Genomic DNA, 17240 nt, shown 5'->3' with positions numbered 1-17240 from the left:
CTTCAAATCTAGGTCGTCATTGCGAGAGACGTAGGAACGAAGCAATCTCAAACTAAAAGCAGATTGCTTCGTTCCTCGCAATGACGTTAAAATCTAATTACTTGATACTTATATCTCTCTACTAGATACTAGTATAAAAACGCCACTTTCACTCCGCCATACCAGTTTCTTGTCGGTGCTGGCTGATAATATCTTCCACCAAATGGGTTGAGATCGTTACCAAGTGAGTAGCTTTCATTAAGTAAATTATCCACACCTGCAAAGGCTTCCAATTCCCACTTTCCAGCAAAGCTTCTTGCCCAGCCAAATCTGGCATTTACCAAATTGTAGGCGTCTTGATAAACCGTGTTTGCATCATTTAGCGGGATCTCATCTGTGTATTGGTGAGTGAAATTCAAGTAAAAACCTGGCGCAGTTCGAAGATCCAGACGAGTTACTAAGGTGTTTGGAGCAACTCCCGTCAGGTCGTTTCCAGAGAAATCATCGTCTCCTTTTTGGTAATCAGTGAACGTAAAATAATTACCGGTGAATGCAGTCCCGATTTTTAGATCTCCAACAAAAGCCGTTTGGTTTCGGATCAGCGCATAATCAACTGCAGCTTCTATTCCTTTTTGATCTGTGGAGCCCGCATTTCGGAAAAGCACCACGCCTTGCGGATTGGTGTAAGTGGTAATGGTTTGATCAAGTTTGAAGTAAAAAGCAGTCAGATCCAGATTTAATTTTCCTTTACCCATCCTATAGCCAAGTTCATAATTGATTCCTTTTTCAGCTTCCAAATCAAGATTCAAACTTCCCTCATTTGTCCGAACTTCGTCGATGGTCGGTGGAGAAAAACCGCTGCTGATACTTCCGTGTACTCCTGAGTAGTCGTTGAACTGATAATTCAGCGCAAAACGCGGAACTATAACAGGATCAAATTTCCGTGTTTGCAAACCTAAAGTTCCGCCAGCAGCATCGATTTGTCTATCGATTTCCAGACTGCTGAAATTCTCGCTCAGCGCGAAAGTAACCATGAAGTTTTCCATCAAATCCCACTCTGCCTGTTGAAACAAAAATCCTTGGGTGGCCCGCAGTTTATCAGCGAATCTCACTGTGTCAGCTACACCATTCACATTTCCAAAATTTTGGGCATCCGTCAAACTGGTTTGATATTCACCTCCTGCGATGACTCTCAGGTCTTTTCCGGCTAATTTTCCATCATAAGTGAATTTCGTTCTTCCACCAAAACCAAATCCCAGTTCCTTTTTGTAATCCAACAGGAAGGGATTTTCAAAGTCATTGGTGTTCAAATAGAGGGTAGTGGAGTTCTTTAACTTGGAAGAGAAACGATACAAATGACCAATTGAAGCAAATACGGATTGCTGGGAAATGGAACTGTTTTGGTTTACTGATCCAGGCCTGGCTTGAGTTGGATCTTCTGCCACCTGATCTGCATTGAGTCCTCCAGGGATCTGATAATTCAAATCAGAAATCAATAACTGAGTGCGAACTTCCTGCTTCTCGGAAACTGAGAAAAATCCTCCCAATTGAAAGACTTGCCTATCCATGGCTGATTGCTCTCTATAGCCGTCTGATTTTTGGCTAACGTAGGATGCCTCAAATCCCCCATTTCCAACTTGCTGAGAAATGCCCAATCGATAGCGAGACATACCAAAATCCCCAGCCATAAAATCAGCCGTTACTCTTCCTCCAATTGGGTCTGCAGGACTGTAGAGATTTACCACGCCACCATTACCAGCGCCATAAATACTTCCGGAAGGTCCTTTGATGACCTCGGCATTTCGGATGTTGGAAAGATCGAGCAAATTCAAAGCAGTGGTGCCGTCAGGAGCAGTAAATGGGACTTCATTCCAATACACCTTCACATTTCGCACGCCGAAAGGAGCTCGAATGGAACTGCCACGAATGGAAATTCTATAACTTGCTGGGGCACGCTCTTCAATGCGAACTCCAGGTTTGGTGTTGAATGAATTGACAATTGACGTTTCGTTAAAGCGATTAAAATCCTGCTCTGAAACTACCACAATTGCTGCCGATTGCTCCAGCAGTGGACGCTCAGATTCAAAGGCTTTTACTGTAACTTCGGATAGATTAAGCGATTTTTCGACTAATTCTATGATATGCTCTCCTTCTCCCAATGTGATAGAGAAAGTATCATAACCTGATTTGAAGAATGAGAAACTCTGATTTTCCGACCCTGGAAAAGCCAAAATTCCTGATGCATTGGTGAGTTGGGCTTTACCGATTTGAGGTTGCACTCGGACGTTTTCCAACGGAGACTGAGATTGCGAATCCACCACTTTAATCTGAATCTGCGCATGACAGAGGGATGAAATCAGCAGAAATATCACTGTAAAAATTCTATTCATAGTTGCAAATTGTAGCCTTTCGCCCAAAGATAACATTGAACTTCTACCAAAGGTCATTTCAAGAGTGTTTACATGAGATACTTCTTTCAATCTTGAGGCGAAAGCCCTAATTTTCTGACATAATATATCCCCTATGAAAAAATTACTTTGGCCTGCGCTTTTGTTCACGCTCACTTTTTGTCAAGAAAAAGTAGCGCCCCCTGCGCCAGTTTCTCCTGTTCCTGAGCCTCGTCAGATCACATGGCAAGAGTTGGAATACTATGGCTTTTTGCATTTTAACATGAATACTTTCTCAGATAGAGAGTGGGGTTTTGGTGATGAGAAACCGGAGATGTTTAATCCGTCAGATTTGCAACCGGGACAATGGGCTCAAGTAGCTTCTGAAGCTGGGATGAAGGGGTTGATTATCACTGCAAAACATCACGATGGTTTTGTACTTTGGCCGTCGGCATACACGGAACATTCTATCAAAAACAGTCCCTGGAAAGACGGAAAGGGTGATTTGATTAAAGAATTGGCTGAAGCATGTAAAGAATATGGATTGAAATTCGGGATATATTATTCCCCTTGGGATAGAAATCATCCTGACTATGGCAAGCCGGAATACATTACCTACATGAAAAATCAGCTGACGGAATTGTTGACAAATTATGGAGATGTTTTCGAGGTTTGGTTCGATGGAGCGAATGGTGGAGACGGTTACTACGGTGGAGCAAACGAGACTCGAAAAGTAGATAAACTGACTTACTATCAATGGCCCGAAATGTACAAACTCGTTCGCGAGTTGCAGCCAAACGCGGTCCTTTTCAGTGATGGAGGCCCGGATGTGAGATGGGTTGGTAATGAAGGTGGAGAAGCTTTCGAGACAAATTGGGCGAATCTAATGAGAGATTCTGTATATGCTGGAATGCCTGAGTATCCAGAGAAATATGCTTCAGGTCAGGAATTTGGTACGCACTGGGTACCAGCGGAAACTAATGTTTCGATCCGTCCAGGATGGTATTATCATACCTATGAAGATCACAAGGTCAGAAGTCTTTCCAACTTAGTCGATATCTACTACAATAGTATAGGTAGAAACACTTCCTTGCTGATCAATTTCCCAGTTGATACACGAGGCTTGATCCATGAAAACGATGCGGAGGCAATTTTGAAGTTTGGGGAAAAAATCAAGGAAGACTTTTCTGTAAATCTATTGGCGCAAGCTAGTGTAAGTGCTGATGCTGAGCGAGGTAGTGCATACGAAGCCAAGAATGTGCAGGATGAAGATTACGAGACATACTGGACTACACCTGATGGAGGAAAAACCGGTGAAATCACGATAGCATTTGGCACCGAAACCACATTCAACCGACTTTTAATCCAGGAATATACGCCTCTGGGACAGCGAGTGAAGGCATTTGTATTGGAGAAAGAATCTGAGGGAAACTGGGAAAAAATAGCTGAAGGGACAACTGTGGGGCATAAAAGAATTTTGCGTTTTCCAGATGTAACTGCCTCGAAGGTTCGTGTAAGGTTTACTGACGGAAAGGATATCCCTGTAATTTCCGAAATAGGAATATACAATGCACCTAAGCTTTTGATTCCTCCAACCTACTCCAGAACCGTCTCGGGTGAAATAACACTCACAAAGCCAGATGAAGGGCTGGAAGTTTATTATACGCTAGATGACTCTGATCCTACCACTGAAAGCCAAAGATACAGTGGACCCTTTAAGATTGAGAAAGCCGTGACAGTGAAAGCTATTTCGGTTGATCCAGCATCTGGTCAAAAAAGTGAGGTGTTGAGAAAAGATGTTGATATAGCAAAATCAAACTGGAAGGTAAGCGAAGCAACAGGTGAAAAATCGATTGATGAAAAAGCTGAAAGTTATTTTGAAAGTGATAATAACAGTTTGACAGTTGATTTGGGTGAAAATCTAGGTCTGAAGGGTTTTACTTACATGCCCATGCAGGCTAGATATCCAAGTGGATTTATCACCAATTTTACATTTGAAGTAAGTGAGAATGGAAGTTCATGGAAACAGGTTGCTACTGGAGAATTTTCAAATATTGTCAATAGCCCAATTGAGCAAATCATCCGATTTGATGCTGTAAACGCACATTTTATCCGCTTGAAAGCTAGTAAAACAGCAGATGGAAATCCTGCGACTTTTGCGGAAGTAGGAGTTTTGACGAAATAATATCAGGAGGTATAAAAATATGAAATCCCAATTAGCTCTAATCTTTGGCGTAACTCTTTTAATTGCAGCATGTGCACAGGAGGAAAAACAAGCTATTTCAGCTAAGCCTTCCAAACCGAATATAATCGTAATCCTTTCGGACGATCAAGGCACGCTGGATTTGAATAGCTACGGCTCAACTGATTTGTCCACACCAAATCTTGATCGATTGGCAGCTTCGGGAGTACGATTCACACAATTCTATGCAGCGGCTCCTGTTTGCTCCCCTTCCAGAGCTGGTCTTTTGACAGGAAGGTATAATTACAATGCTGGCCTATATGGAAATGTAGATATTCCCGATCATGATCCTGAGGGAAAGTCTGGCATGCCAACCGAACAGATAACAATGGCTGAATTATTTAAGCCGGCAGGATATAGAACAGCATCAATTGGCAAATGGCATTTGGGACATACTCCCGAGAAACTTCCAAATGGACAAGGCTTCGATTATTTCTTTGGCCACCAAAGAGGCTGCATCGATAATTATTCCCACTATTTCTTCTGGAGTGGACCAAATCTTCATGATTTGTATCAAAACGAAAAAGAAATCTATAGGCCAGGTGAGTTCTTTGGCGACTTAATGGTAGATGAAGTGAAGTCATTTACTCAACCATCTGAAGATCCTTTTTTCATCTATTGGGCGATCAATATGCCTCACTATCCTTATCAGGGAAGGCCTAGTTGGTTGGAGCATTACAAGGATTTGCCAAGTCCGCGTAGAGAGTATGCGGCTTTTATTTCCACCTTGGATGAATTGGTAGGAAATGTTTTGGATCACTTGGAGCAAACTGGCCAGTTGGATAATACAATCATCGTATTCCAATCCGATCATGGGCATAGCACAGAGGAGCGGGCATACTTTGGTGGAGGTAATGCCGGGCCTTTCAATGGCGCGAAGTTCAGTATGCTTGAAGGAGGAATTCGAGTACCTGCGATCATCTCTTGGCCAGGAGGGGATCTTCCTAAAGGCGAAGTAAGAAATCAATGGGCTGGAAGTGTGGACTGGTTCCCAACGCTTGCCGATTTGGCAGAAGTGGAGGTGCCAAATGCAACGGATATGGATGGTATCAGTATGAGAGATGTCATCTACGAAAACGCGCCTTCCGGGCACGATGTGATGCATTGGGCTACCGGAAATCCTGAAGTTACTACCAACTCTTGGGCAGTACGAAAGGGACCATGGAAATTGCTTGGCAATCCTTTCGATCCTGCGAAGAATTTAACTTTCACCGAAGAGGATAAAATTTATCTGGTGAACCTATCTCAAGACAGTACCGAATCCAAAAATCTAAAAATGGAGCATCCAGAGGTAACTGCAGAGTTACTAATGCTTCATGAGGATTGGCTAAAAGGAGTTTTGGATGCTCGATCAAAATTAGATGGAAATTGATAATTGATTTCTCTATTTTAATTGCCAAGTTTAACACCAATAACCTATTATATACATGAACAGACGAATTGCCCTAAGGCATCTCGCGCTGATTTCCGGAGGACTTGCCCTTATTCCTTCCTGCGATTTCAGCTCAGACGATATTCTTGCCGCATATGAAAATCTCAAGGTTACTGCTTCGCAAAAGCAACTTTTGGGAGATATTTCCAATATAATAATACCAGCAGGTGAACTAAAGGGAGCCTTAGAGTTGGAAGTACCTGACTTCATCCTTGTGATGGTTAATGATTGTATGACTTCGGAAAATCAAGTTCTTTTCAGTACTGGATTGGCAGCTTTTCCTGAATATGCCAAGAATAATTCAGGCAAAAAATATGATAGGTTAAGTTCCAAAGAAAAAGAAGATCTTATACAAGCTGGTATTGAACTTAAACATACTGAGACGCCTAAAGGTGAAAAGGATAGAGCGATTTCGTATTTCCTTAATACGACCAAGAGACTAACTATGCAGGGCTATATGGCCTCAGAGTATATCCAAACAGAAATTATTCCTTACTCACTTATTCCTGGGCCATATAATGGTGCAGCGCTAATCTCAGAAACTCAAAAACCTAGAATCAATGGCTAATCTGAATATCAGAAACAAACAAGAGCGAACATATCAAGCCATCGTCGTAGGTTCTGGGGCCAGTGGAGGATGGGCAGCTAAAGAATTTGGAGATTTGGGTGTGAAAACACTTTTGCTCGAAAGAGGTAGAAATGTCGAGCATATTAAAGACTATCCTACTACTAATATGCTTCCCTATGAATTCAAGCATAGAGGAAAACTGCCCCAGAAAGTATTGGATGAAAACCCAATTGTATCCAAATGTTATGCATTTGGAGAAGATTCTGAGCACTTTTTTGTCAAAGATGCCGAGCAGCCTTACATACAGGAGAAGCCATTTGACTGGATTAAAGGATATCAGGTAGGCGGGAAATCTCTACTATGGGCCAGACAGGTACAGCGTTGGTCAGACTATGATTTCGAAGGTCCGGCTCGAGATGGATTTGCGGTTGACTGGCCGATTCGATACAAGGATATAGCTCCATGGTACAGTCACGTGGAGAAATTTGCCGGTGTTTCTGGCAATCTGGATGGACTAGATACTCTTCCTGATGGTGAGTTTTTGCCAGGCTATGATCTAAATATTGTAGAGAAGCATTTTGCCCAGAAGCTTAAGGAAACCTACGGCGGAGATCGTCATATGATTTCTGCTCGATGCGCGCACATTCATGAGCCAAGACCGGAATTTACTGCACAAGGCCGTGCTTCTTGTCAAAACCGGAACTTATGCCAGCGCGGATGCCCTTTTGGAGGATATTTTAGTAGTAACTCATCCACAATTCCTTGGGCATTGAAAAGTGGAAATGTGACACTCAGACCAGATTCGGTGGTTCATTCTGTGATCTATGACGATGAAAAAGGTAAGGCAGCTGGCGTTAGAGTAATTGATGCACAAACTAAAGAAGTTGAAGAATTCTATGCAGATGTGATCTTCATCAATGCCGCTGCGATTAATTCCAACGCTATTTTGATGAATTCTACTTCTACTCGATTTCCTAATGGACTTGGAAACGATAGCGGGGTTTTAGGCAAATACTTTGCTTTCCATAATTATCGTGCACAGGTAAATGGCTCTTATGAAGGCTTTATGGAATATACTACTACTGGCGGAAGACCTACAAGTGGATATATCCCGAGATTTAGAAATGTGAAAAAGCAGGAAACCGATTTCCTTCGCGGTTATGCAGGCGGATTTAGCGCTTACCGAGGTGGGGGATACGTGGCCGACGCAAGAGTGGGAATGGATTTGAAAAATAGCATGCTAAATAAAACTCCGCCGGATGGTCCTTGGAGAGTTGGTTCACATATGATGGGAGAGACTATCCCTAAAGAGTCAAATTACATTGCTTTGGACAAAGACAAGCTTGATCTCTACGGTCTTCCTACTCTGAAATTCAATGTTTCTTACGATGATAATGATGAAAAGATGATCCTGGACTATCAGGAGCAGGTTTCTGAAATGTTTGAGAAAGCAGGATTTACAGACATTAGAGTGAATGACGATCATAGAACCCCGGGACTGGATATCCATGAAATGGGTGGCGTAAGAATGGGTAAAGATCCAAAAACGTCTATGCTCAATGGCAACCATCAGCTGCATGCCGTCCCAAATGTATATGTAACTGACGGTGCTTGCATGACTTCTACATCTACACAAAACCCTACGTTGACCTACATGGCTTTTGCTGCCCGAGCGGCGCACCATGCCGTTAGTGAAAGCAAAAAAGGATAATTGCAATTGTCCAATAGAACAGTAAGCCCTTGAGAATATTCTTTTCTTAGGGTTTTTTGTTCTCATCAGGGAATAAGTAATTTCTCAAAAGGGTTGGTTTTCAAAGGGTTTTGTAGAAAAATCTTTATTAATTGGATAATTAATCTAGGTAATGAACAAAATGGGAGTTAATGCGTGTTAAAAATCAGGTTAATTAACCAGCCCAATACAATATGAAAATAGGCATTGTTTGCTACCCGACCTTCGGAGGTAGTGGAGTAGTAGCGACAGAACTTGGTAAAGGTCTTGCAAAAATTGGTCATGAAGTTCACTTCATTACTTACAAGCAACCCACCCGATTAGACTTTTTTAGCGAAAATCTATACTATCATGAGGTGGATATTAAAAGTTATCCGCTTTTTGAGCATGCTCCTTACGAGCTGGCTCTTGCCAGTAAAATGGTAAGCGTAGTGAAATACGAAAAATTGGATTTGCTCCACGTTCATTATGCTATTCCGCATGCATCTGCTGCTTATATGGCGAAGCAAATTCTCAAAACACAAGGAATTCAAATTCCTGTAGTGACTACACTTCATGGGACGGACATCACTTTGGTGGGTAAAGATCCAAGTTATGAGCCAGTTGTCACATTCAGTATTAATCAATCTGATGGCGTGACAGCAGTTTCTGAGGATTTAAGAAAGGAAACATATGCTTTCTTTGATATACAGCGGGAAATCGAAGTGATTCCAAACTTCATAGATCTGGAAAGATTCAAACGCCAAAAGAAAGAGCATTTCAAATTGGCGATTTGTCCTAATGGGGAAAAACTGTTAGTTCACACTTCCAATTTTAGAAAAGTAAAACGGGTGGAAGATGTCATCCGGGTTTTTTACGAAGTTAGGAAAGAAATACCAGCCAAATTATTATTGGTAGGGGATGGTCCGGAAAGAGATAAAATGGAACGACTATGCCGAGAATTAGGCACTTGCGATGATGTTCGTTTCTTGGGCAAGTTGGATGCCGTAGAGGAAGTTCTTTCTGTTGCGGATCTGTTTTTAATGCCATCCGAAAAGGAAAGTTTTGGATTAGCTGCATTGGAAGCAATGGCTTGTGAAGTGCCTATCCTTACTTCCAATGCTGGAGGTATTCCCGAACTGAATGTAGATGGCGTGACTGGATATGTCTCAAAAATTGGAGATATTCAATACATGAAGGAAAAAGCGCTCTATATTCTTGACGACGCAAATCTTCCGAAATTCAAGGAAAATGCACTCGCGCGAGCTAAAGAGTTCGATATTTCCAATATTTTACCTCATTATGTTTCTTATTATCAAAAGACCATTGAATCAACAATGGCACAGATTTGATTAAAAACTGATTATTGTCATTAATTTCTCAGTGACAAAACATCGTTTTGAATTATCTTTGCAAGTAGATTCTTAGTTGGGTCTCAGAATTTTAGTAAAATTAGAATCAGTAGCGTATGAAAAAGATTGGAAGATTGGATAAGCCGGACAACTTTGGCACAGCCCAGATGTTCTCCAACCCTATTCTTGAAAGAATTACCAGAACACCTATTTGGATGCCTATTGTAATGTTCATCATTCTTGGAGGTATTTCAATATATTTTGGTATTGAAAAGACTTCAGTAGGACTTGGTACAGCTATCCTACTGTTTGTGGTTGGATATATAGGTTTTACTTTGGTGGAGTATATGATGCACAAGCATTTTTTTCACATGGAGCCTAACACTCCAATAAAGGATAAATTGCAGTACACTGTACACGGAGTTCACCACGACTACCCTAAAGATAAAGACAGGTTGGCAATGCCTCCATTCGTAAGTGCAGCCTATGCTGCAATTCTTTATCTGGTTTTCAAATTGACTATGGGAGATTTAGCATACTATTTCTTGCCAGGCTTTTTGTTAGGATATGCGTTGTATTTGGGCATTCATTATTTGGTACACGCGATGCAGCCACCGAAGAATTTCATGAAAGTACTTTGGGTACATCATGCTATTCACCATTACAAGGATCCAGATGTAGCATTTGGTGTGAGCACGCCTTTGTGGGATTATATTCTGGGGACGGTTCCGAAGAAAGACTAAGTTTTATAAACCTCTCGTATTGGGAGGTTTTTTTATTTAAACACTATGACAAAAGTTTCGATTATAGGGCTGGGATGGATTGGTTTGCCTCTTGCACAACTGCTGCAGGAAAGAGGACATGACGTGATAGGAAGTACCACTACAGCTGAAAAGAAAACCAAAATTGAGGATCTGGGCGTGGAGGTAGTTGAGTTTGCACTTGTTCCTTTCCCGCAAGGCAAAGCCTTTCAAAAACTATTTTTAAGCGAGGTTCTCGTAATTAACATTCCTCCTAGATCCCGCTCCACTGATGGTAAGTTTTATTTAGAACAAATGAAATACCTGAGAACTATGGTAGATCAAGCGGGTATTAAAAAAATAATTTTCGTGTCAAGCACTGGTGTTTATCCAGACCATGTGCGAGCGGAAGCATACTTAGAAGATGATGAAATAAACTCTGAGACGACTGGGAATGTAACTTTGCTGAAAGGGGAGAAAACTTTTAAGAGTACCAAAGAGCTAACTATCGTAAGGTTTGGTGGATTGATGGGTGATGATAGAATTCCGGGGAAATATGTTGCGGGTAAAGAAAATGTAGCTGGGCATACTCGAGTGAATTATATCCATAGAATTGATGCTGTAAGATTGCTCGCCTGGATCATAGAGAAAAAACTATGGAATGAAGTTTACAATGGCGTTGCGCCAGTGCATGCTTTACGTAAGGATATCTATGAACAAAATGTACGTGAATTAGGATTCGAGCCGCCTAGGAGCTACCAAAATGCTTCAGAAAGCGATGATCGCCTTATCTCCGGCGATAAAATACTTAGCTCCGGCTTTGAATTCGAATATCCTAATCCTTTGAATTTTCCATATTTCAAAACTAATTAGTGTAATCTAGCTCCATTGGGGACTTGTCTTTCTACAGATGCCAGTACAATATTCCCTTGCTCATCGCTGAATCCGGTAATCAAAATTTCTGACATAAAATCAGCGATTTGTCTTGGTGGGAAATTGCATGCACAAAGTACTTGTCTCCCGATTAAGTCTTCGGGTTGATAGTGAAAGGTGACTTGTGCAGAGGATTTCTTTACCCCGATTTCTTCCCCAAGGTCAACCCAAATTTTATAGGCAGGATTACGAGCTTTATCGAACGGTTCAACCTTCAAAATAGTGCCTAGACGCAATTCTATTTTGTTGAAATCTTTGATGTCAATCGTTTGCATAGTGAAATTTTTTCCTAATTTTAGGAATCTTTTACTAGTTCCTTGGTAAAAGTTGAGTTTATACATCCAACTATGATTGCACAGATCGATTTTTCTTTTAAAAAATTAGCCATTTTCAGTCTAGCTGTTGTGGCTTTTACCTTCTGGGCAGGGGATTCAATGGCTCAGAGTGAGCAGGAAAATTCTGAAATGGAAATCCCAAAGCCTATTGATAAGCCAACTTTGGAGAATCATTCGGATATGGCAAACAACGATGGACAAGTTCAACAAAGTATAGTTCCAGCAGCGGGAACAGTAATCCCTACTAAAACTTCTACCCCTCAAAAAAAGAATGCACATGTAAGTGGGGAAGGAAAAAAACCAGAACATGCTCCTTCTACACTTTCATTTAATATATTTCTCTACATAGTAGATAAATTCAAAGCTGATTAAATACTAAAAATCATATTAAAAAAAGAGACGTTAACGTCTCTTTTTTTTGTCTTTAGCTTAAATCTCTTCTAAAAATTTCTCCAAATCCTGAAGGCTTATCATCCCTTCATAGTAAGCTCGACCAAATACTGTAGCGGATACACCCATGTCTCTGAGCCTTCTGAAATCATCCACTCCTCTTACCCCACCACTTGCCGCTAAATGAATTTCAGGGAATTTATCTCTGATACTTCTGAACAGGGCAAAGTTTGGACCTTCCATCACTCCATCCCGAGAGATGTCGGAACATTTTAGATACTTCAAGCCTCTTTCATAAAAAAAGTCAATATGCTCAAAAAGGTCGATTTCAGTCTTTTTCAACCATCCCCTTATTTTGATTTTATTGTCAGCGGGATTTGTATCTGCCGCTAGATTGATTTTTTCTCTACCATAAGAAAGAAGGAATTGAGCGAATCGTTCAGGATGATTGGCAGCTGCGGAACTCACAGTCACAGTAGAAGCTCCAAATTCAAAACATTTGATTACATCGCCGTCAGTAGAAATTCCCCCTGTAAAATCCACTTTCAAGTCGGTATATCCGGCAATGGCTTCCAAAATGTGGTAATTTTTTGGTTCTCCTCTTCGTGCACCATCCAAATCTACAAGATGAAGTCTTTTGATTCCTATAGATTCAAATGCCTGAGCAATTTCCAGCGGATTGTTGGAGATCACTTCTTCAGTTGAAAAATCACCTCTTTTGAGACGGACACATTTCCCATTAATTAGCCATATGGAGGGTATAATTTCAAACATTTCTATTAACTCGGGTTTATAGGTAATTAAGATTTAGACTAAAGATAGTATAAGCGATAGCTAAAAATCTTAGCTAAGATGCAAATCTTTTAAGACAATGACTATTTCAAGCATTAAGATGAGGTAGCTTATTTGAAGCTTCAATACTTCAATTTAGCAATTTTCCCGTTAGCACCGGATGCCCAAACTGATCCATCTGCATGTCCCGTTTTTACAGCATGGAAACCTTCTTCCGATATTGGTTCCCAATTAACTCCTGCATCTTTAGAAAAATCGGATCCTGAAGGTCCTACAGCAATCACCCATTTTTGTTGCGAATAATATACAACTCCTGATCTATATCCTCCCGGACCCCGTTCAGGTTTAATCCATTCCTTCTTGTCAGAAACAAAAATACCGGCAATACCATCCTGCATATCTTCATTCAAATAATCTCCACCAACTGCGATTATCTCCCCATTACCCATAGCAGCAACAGAAAATATACCCTGGGATGATTGTCCTTGGATAAATGGAGTGCTGTACTTTTCCCAAGTCTCGCCCATGTCTTTTGAGAAATGAAGGTTAGACTCTGTTCCGCCTGTTCCCAGCCATAGTTCATTTCCTTGGGAAAGAAGTGAAGTTGCGCTTGCAGCAAAAGCGGCTTCTCCTTCTGCAGCTTGAGGCAGTGAATCGATAGGGTACCATGTATCGCCTTGATTAGCTGTCTGCAGTATCGCCCATTTTCCATCACTGGGATCCCCAATTATATATCCTCTGGTTGTTGATGAAAAACTTATCCCGTCCAAAAAAGCAAATTCGTTTTCCTGATGCTTAAGTTCCCAAGTTTCCCCTCCGTCGATGGTCTTATAAATCACCGCTGGTTGCCCTGCAGAAACCGCTAATGCAGTAAGCGCGTCAAAAGCATGTATGGATCTGAAATCAACTGTATCCAAACCAGCGATCACCCCACTATCCCAAGTTTTTCCTCCATCAATGGTTCTAAGCCAAGTGCCTTTACTTCCACTTGCCCAAGCTATTTCATTTGTCAAAGGAGAAAGTCCCCTGAGGGATGCCTCTACTGGTGTTTCCAAGATTTCCCAACCACTGGGCTTATCGGCCAGGTTTTCCTCAGATTTTTTGCAGGAAAAAAGCGCTACCAATAATGATAGCGCTAGTAATTTACTTTTAATCATTTTATTCTAAAATCAGACTATATCTACTTTTCTGTAAGCTTGGATCAACGCTTTTTCACCATCTACTCCTGGTGAAGCATTGCCATGCTCCATACCCATCACACCTTTGAAGCCTTTTTCGTGGATGTATTTGAATACATTGCTATAATTTATTTCTCCCGTTCCTGGTTCCTTTCTCCCTGGATTATCTCCAATTTGAATATAATCTATCTCTTCCCAAGTCTTTTCCATAGTAGCGATCAAGTCCCCTTCATTCCGTTGCATGTGATAAATGTCATAAAGTATCTTACACGCCGGGCTGTCAACTGCCTTGCAAATCATATAAGATTGGTCTGCATGACGTAGAAAAAGATCAGGATTGTCACTTAACGGCTCCATCACCATTACCAATCCTTCTTTCTCCAGTACCTCTGCACCGCGCTTATAAGCTTCAATCACATTTCCTGTCTGTACGCCGATTGGAAGATTTCTTTCAAAATACCCCGGAACTACAGTCATCCATTTTGCTCCCACACGCTTAGCTACCTCTACAGACTTCTTGCACGTATCTACGAAAAGGTCCTCATGCTCTTTTTTCCCTGTAGTCAGGGATGTCTTCCAATTTTCCCCTCCATCTATTACAAAAACCCCCATTCTCATACCAAGAGATTGCAGCGTTTTGCCTATGAGTGTCTGTTCTTCTACAGACCGACCAAGCATTCCATTGTCTTCTAATGATCGAAAACCTTGATCAGCCATGAATTTCAATTCATCTACAATGCCTCCCGGTGCGGAATTTCTGAACATACCAAAATGTGGAGCAAAGTCCATATTAAAAGTAGGTTCAGCTTTGCCTCCTGCGAAAGAAGGTAAACTCATAGCTCCGGAAACACCCAGAAGGGTGCTTCCTAAGCCAACTTTCTTAATAAATCCTCTTCTTTCCATCATTAGACCACTTTGGTTTTTCCAGGAATTGCATGAGGATAATACATATCCGGACCAGGTAGAACTTTAGGCATCGCATCCCAAGCCAAGGTCTCAGGCATCAAATCAACCTGACCGTTCAATGCTTCATCCCATGTCAAAGGCTTACCTGAATAAGTTGCATATCTACCCATAATCGCTGTCATTGTGCTCGTAGCAGCATTTTCCGCATCAGCAAATTTGTATTCTCCATTGAATAACGCAGCCCAAAGCTGATCATGCTCAACCTGATATGGATTTGGCTGATCTTTTCTATCATGATCATAAAGTACATTACCTTTCCAATCTTTAAGGATACCATGATTTCCAGCGCTTAAGTAAGCTGTTCCTTTCGTTCCTTGGAAGCTTTCATCCACACGGTTTTGAGCGCCTGGGAAATGACGGCACTCGCTGTGGATCACAGATCCATCCGCGTATGTAAAAGTTAACACATGGTGATCGAAGATTTCCCCGTTTTCCTTACCGGTACGGATTAGTCGTCCACCTGTGCCTTCTGCTTTTACTGGTGGTCCTTGCTTCACCCAGTTTGCAATGTCAATATTATGCACATGTTGCTCATTGATATGATCACCACATAGCCAGTTGAAATAATACCAGTTTCTCATTTGGTACTCCATTTCTGTTTGTCCTGGCTGACGCTCTCTCACCCAAACTCCACCATCATTCCAATAAACTTGACCGTTGATTATATCTCCGATTTCACCATCATGGATACGTTTGATGGTTTCTATATAGTTAGGTTGATAATGTCTCTGAAGACCTACTACCACATTTAATTTTTTAGCCTTGGCCTCTTCAGCTGCCTTCAATACTTTTCGGATACCTGCGGCATCTACAGCTACTGGCTTCTCCATAAAAATCTGTTTGCCTTGCTTTACAGCTTCCTCAAAGTGCATTGGGCGGAAACCGGGAGGTGTTGCCAGAATCACTACGTCAGCCTGAGCGATGGCATTTTTGTACCCATCAAAACCAACAAATTTCATTTCCTCAGTGACGGAAAGTTTATCAGCGTATTTCTCACTTAGTGCATTATATGCTGTATCCAGACGGTCTCTGAATGCATCTGCCATAGCTACGATTTTGATATTGTGGCCTGTAGCAAGAGCTTGGAAAGCAGCGCCGGTACCGCGGCCTCCACAGCCAATTAGCGCGAGTTTTAATTCATTGACAGGAGCAGCATACGCGCCTGGCAATATAAAAGGAGAAGTCATCAGGCCACCTGTCACTAGGGCGGAAGTCTTAATAAAGTCTCTTCGGGAATTTTCGAATTTCATAATAGATTTATTTAAGGTTTATTAATAGTCGGTAATCGGTTTGGCTTGATAATAAGCCATAATTTCTTCCGGGCTAGGAGGCGTTAGCGGCCTTACAAGTCTGAAGCCTAGGAAAGGAGCCTCAGGAAACCACCACTGACTCTTAGGGATTTGAGGATCGATTCTTTTCCAATCTGCAGAACTAACAAAGCGTTTAGTTGAGCTAATTTCCGAAGCCTCTGTATCGTAACTACCTCCACGCACCACTCTTGGATACAGCTTGGTAGAAGGATTGGTAGGGTTTACTGCTGATGACGAAGCGTAGAATTCAGGATCATATTGATCTGAAGTCCATTCTAATACATTGCCATAGATATCATAAAGTCCCCATGGGTTTGGTTTTTTCTCACCAATGGGGTGTGTCATTTCAGATGAATTCTCTTTTGTCCACGCATACTCATCTAGCTGTGAACCATCGTCACCAAAGAAATACTTGGAGTCAGCGCCAGCTTTAGCAGCATATTCCCATTCTGCTTCCGTAGGAAGTCTATAGAAAATGCCTGTTTTTAAATATAGCCAGTGGCAAAATTGAATAGCACCGTATTGCGTCATTCCTATAGCTGGCTTTCCTTCTTTTCCCATGCCAAAAGTCATGTCCAAATATGGCATACTTGGTCTGGTCAATCCATCTACAAGATCACCGATTGGTCCTTCTGAAATTGCCAGTTCATAGTTTTTGTCCAAGAAGGGTTCAAAGGCATCCCAAGTTACTTCGTGTGTCCCCATCCAAAAAGGAGAAATCTGAACTTCATGGACGGGCTTTTCGTCGTCCGAATTTTCTGAACCCATCATGAATTTACCTTCAGGAATAGGAGTCATCTGAAATGTAACTTCAGTCCCGGGAATCTTCTGTGTGTAAGATTCAAAATTGGCTTCATTCACATCAAAGCTCATAAGCATCAATGCACCAACTGTGAAGTATTTTGTATTTGTCTTAATCATGTTCAAA

At 41.5% G+C, this 17240-nt stretch carries 15 protein-coding genes; 8 read left to right on the top strand and 7 right to left on the bottom strand.

The annotated features are described in order from the left end of the window. Positions 1-128 precede the first annotated feature (128 nt). Positions 129-2369, bottom strand: coding sequence for a TonB-dependent receptor (locus AACZ73_RS02720; protein WP_339875169.1), 2241 nt, complete (start codon positions 2367-2369; stop codon positions 129-131). A gap of 133 nt (positions 2370-2502) precedes the next feature. Here AACZ73_RS02720 and AACZ73_RS02715 point away from each other — a divergent pair, with 133 nt between their 5' ends. From AACZ73_RS02715 to AACZ73_RS02685, 7 genes are all read left to right on the top strand, one after another. Then, positions 2503-4551, top strand: a complete 2049-nt coding sequence (locus tag AACZ73_RS02715) for an alpha-L-fucosidase (protein ID WP_339875167.1) — start codon at positions 2503-2505, stop codon at positions 4549-4551. 19 nt (positions 4552-4570) lie between these two features. Further along, complete coding sequence (locus AACZ73_RS02710) at positions 4571-5980, top strand: sulfatase-like hydrolase/transferase (RefSeq protein ID WP_339875165.1); 1410 nt, start codon at positions 4571-4573, stop codon at positions 5978-5980. 55 nt (positions 5981-6035) lie between these two features. Beyond that, entirely contained in the window at positions 6036-6608 is a 573-nt protein-coding gene (locus AACZ73_RS02705) for a gluconate 2-dehydrogenase subunit 3 family protein (protein ID WP_339875164.1), read from the top strand. After that, positions 6601-8319 carry a GMC family oxidoreductase gene (locus AACZ73_RS02700; protein ID WP_339875163.1) on the top strand — a complete coding sequence of 573 codons (1719 nt, stop codon included), beginning with the start codon at positions 6601-6603 and terminating at the stop codon, positions 8317-8319. Before AACZ73_RS02705 ends, AACZ73_RS02700 begins: the two co-directional genes overlap by 8 nt. A gap of 212 nt (positions 8320-8531) precedes the next feature. Beyond that, on the top strand, positions 8532-9668 hold the full coding sequence (gene bshA / locus AACZ73_RS02695) for an N-acetyl-alpha-D-glucosaminyl L-malate synthase BshA (RefSeq protein WP_339875161.1): 1137 nt from the start codon (positions 8532-8534) through the stop codon (positions 9666-9668). A gap of 116 nt (positions 9669-9784) precedes the next feature. Then, positions 9785-10411: a sterol desaturase family protein gene (locus AACZ73_RS02690; protein WP_339875159.1), complete on the top strand. Its 627-nt coding sequence runs from the start codon at positions 9785-9787 to the stop codon at positions 10409-10411. Positions 10412-10456: 45 nt separating this feature from the next. After that, a complete protein-coding gene (locus AACZ73_RS02685; protein ID WP_339875157.1) occupies positions 10457-11281 on the top strand; it encodes an NAD(P)H-binding protein in 825 nt (274 codons plus the stop codon). Here AACZ73_RS02685 and AACZ73_RS02680 read toward each other — a convergent pair. Then, positions 11278-11616, bottom strand: a complete 339-nt coding sequence (locus AACZ73_RS02680; RefSeq protein ID WP_339875155.1) for a tRNA-binding protein — start codon at positions 11614-11616, stop codon at positions 11278-11280. The genes AACZ73_RS02685 and AACZ73_RS02680 overlap by 4 nt on opposite strands. A gap of 72 nt (positions 11617-11688) precedes the next feature. On the opposite strand from AACZ73_RS02680, the gene AACZ73_RS02675 reads away from it, so the two are divergent. After that, positions 11689-12048, top strand: a complete 360-nt coding sequence (locus tag AACZ73_RS02675; RefSeq protein ID WP_339875153.1) for a hypothetical protein — start codon at positions 11689-11691, stop codon at positions 12046-12048. A gap of 57 nt (positions 12049-12105) precedes the next feature. Here AACZ73_RS02675 and AACZ73_RS02670 read toward each other — a convergent pair whose 3' ends face one another. From AACZ73_RS02670 to AACZ73_RS02650, 5 genes are all read right to left on the bottom strand, one after another. Continuing rightward, the gene (locus tag AACZ73_RS02670; protein ID WP_339875152.1) at positions 12106-12840 is read right to left on the bottom strand and encodes a 1-(5-phosphoribosyl)-5-[(5-phosphoribosylamino)methylideneamino] imidazole-4-carboxamide isomerase; all 735 of its coding nucleotides are present in this window, start codon (positions 12838-12840) and stop codon (positions 12106-12108) included. A 140-nt stretch (positions 12841-12980) separates the two neighbouring features. After that, positions 12981-14015, bottom strand: a complete 1035-nt coding sequence (locus tag AACZ73_RS02665; protein ID WP_339875150.1) for a YCF48-related protein — start codon at positions 14013-14015, stop codon at positions 12981-12983. A gap of 12 nt (positions 14016-14027) precedes the next feature. Next, complete coding sequence (locus AACZ73_RS02660; RefSeq protein ID WP_339876335.1) at positions 14028-14939, bottom strand: TIM barrel protein; 912 nt, start codon at positions 14937-14939, stop codon at positions 14028-14030. Positions 14940-14941: 2 nt separating this feature from the next. Then, positions 14942-16252 carry a Gfo/Idh/MocA family oxidoreductase gene (locus tag AACZ73_RS02655; RefSeq protein ID WP_339875148.1) on the bottom strand — a complete coding sequence of 437 codons (1311 nt, stop codon included), beginning with the start codon at positions 16250-16252 and terminating at the stop codon, positions 14942-14944. A gap of 21 nt (positions 16253-16273) precedes the next feature. Beyond that, positions 16274-17191 (bottom strand): SUMF1/EgtB/PvdO family nonheme iron enzyme, encoded by a 918-nt coding sequence (locus tag AACZ73_RS02650; protein WP_339876333.1) that lies wholly within the window; start codon positions 17189-17191, stop codon positions 16274-16276. Positions 17192-17240 lie beyond the last annotated feature (49 nt).

This window comes from uncultured Algoriphagus sp. (genome assembly GCF_963974835.1).
GTDB lineage: Bacteria > Bacteroidota > Bacteroidia > Cytophagales > Cyclobacteriaceae > Algoriphagus.
Note: the sequence above shows the minus strand (reverse complement) of the source record. Positions and strands in the feature narration are given on the sequence as shown.

Coding starts and splice junctions, on each gene's coding strand:
- AACZ73_RS02715 (WP_339875167.1), top strand. CDS start 2,503: ATGAAAAAATTACTTTGGCCTGCGCTTTTGTTCACGCTCACTTTTTGT.
- AACZ73_RS02680 (WP_339875155.1), bottom strand. CDS start 11,616: ATGCAAACGATTGACATCAAAGATTTCAACAAAATAGAATTGCGTCTA.
- bshA (WP_339875161.1), top strand. CDS start 8,532: ATGAAAATAGGCATTGTTTGCTACCCGACCTTCGGAGGTAGTGGAGTA.
- AACZ73_RS02675 (WP_339875153.1), top strand. CDS start 11,689: ATGATTGCACAGATCGATTTTTCTTTTAAAAAATTAGCCATTTTCAGT.
- AACZ73_RS02665 (WP_339875150.1), bottom strand. CDS start 14,015: ATGATTAAAAGTAAATTACTAGCGCTATCATTATTGGTAGCGCTTTTT.
- AACZ73_RS02720 (WP_339875169.1), bottom strand. CDS start 2,369: ATGAATAGAATTTTTACAGTGATATTTCTGCTGATTTCATCCCTCTGT.
- AACZ73_RS02690 (WP_339875159.1), top strand. CDS start 9,785: ATGAAAAAGATTGGAAGATTGGATAAGCCGGACAACTTTGGCACAGCC.
- AACZ73_RS02705 (WP_339875164.1), top strand. CDS start 6,036: ATGAACAGACGAATTGCCCTAAGGCATCTCGCGCTGATTTCCGGAGGA.
- AACZ73_RS02655 (WP_339875148.1), bottom strand. CDS start 16,252: ATGAAATTCGAAAATTCCCGAAGAGACTTTATTAAGACTTCCGCCCTA.
- AACZ73_RS02670 (WP_339875152.1), bottom strand. CDS start 12,840: ATGTTTGAAATTATACCCTCCATATGGCTAATTAATGGGAAATGTGTC.
- AACZ73_RS02650 (WP_339876333.1), bottom strand. CDS start 17,191: ATGCTTATGAGCTTTGATGTGAATGAAGCCAATTTTGAATCTTACACA.
- AACZ73_RS02660 (WP_339876335.1), bottom strand. CDS start 14,939: ATGGAAAGAAGAGGATTTATTAAGAAAGTTGGCTTAGGAAGCACCCTT.
- AACZ73_RS02710 (WP_339875165.1), top strand. CDS start 4,571: ATGAAATCCCAATTAGCTCTAATCTTTGGCGTAACTCTTTTAATTGCA.
- AACZ73_RS02685 (WP_339875157.1), top strand. CDS start 10,457: ATGACAAAAGTTTCGATTATAGGGCTGGGATGGATTGGTTTGCCTCTT.
- AACZ73_RS02700 (WP_339875163.1), top strand. CDS start 6,601: ATGGCTAATCTGAATATCAGAAACAAACAAGAGCGAACATATCAAGCC.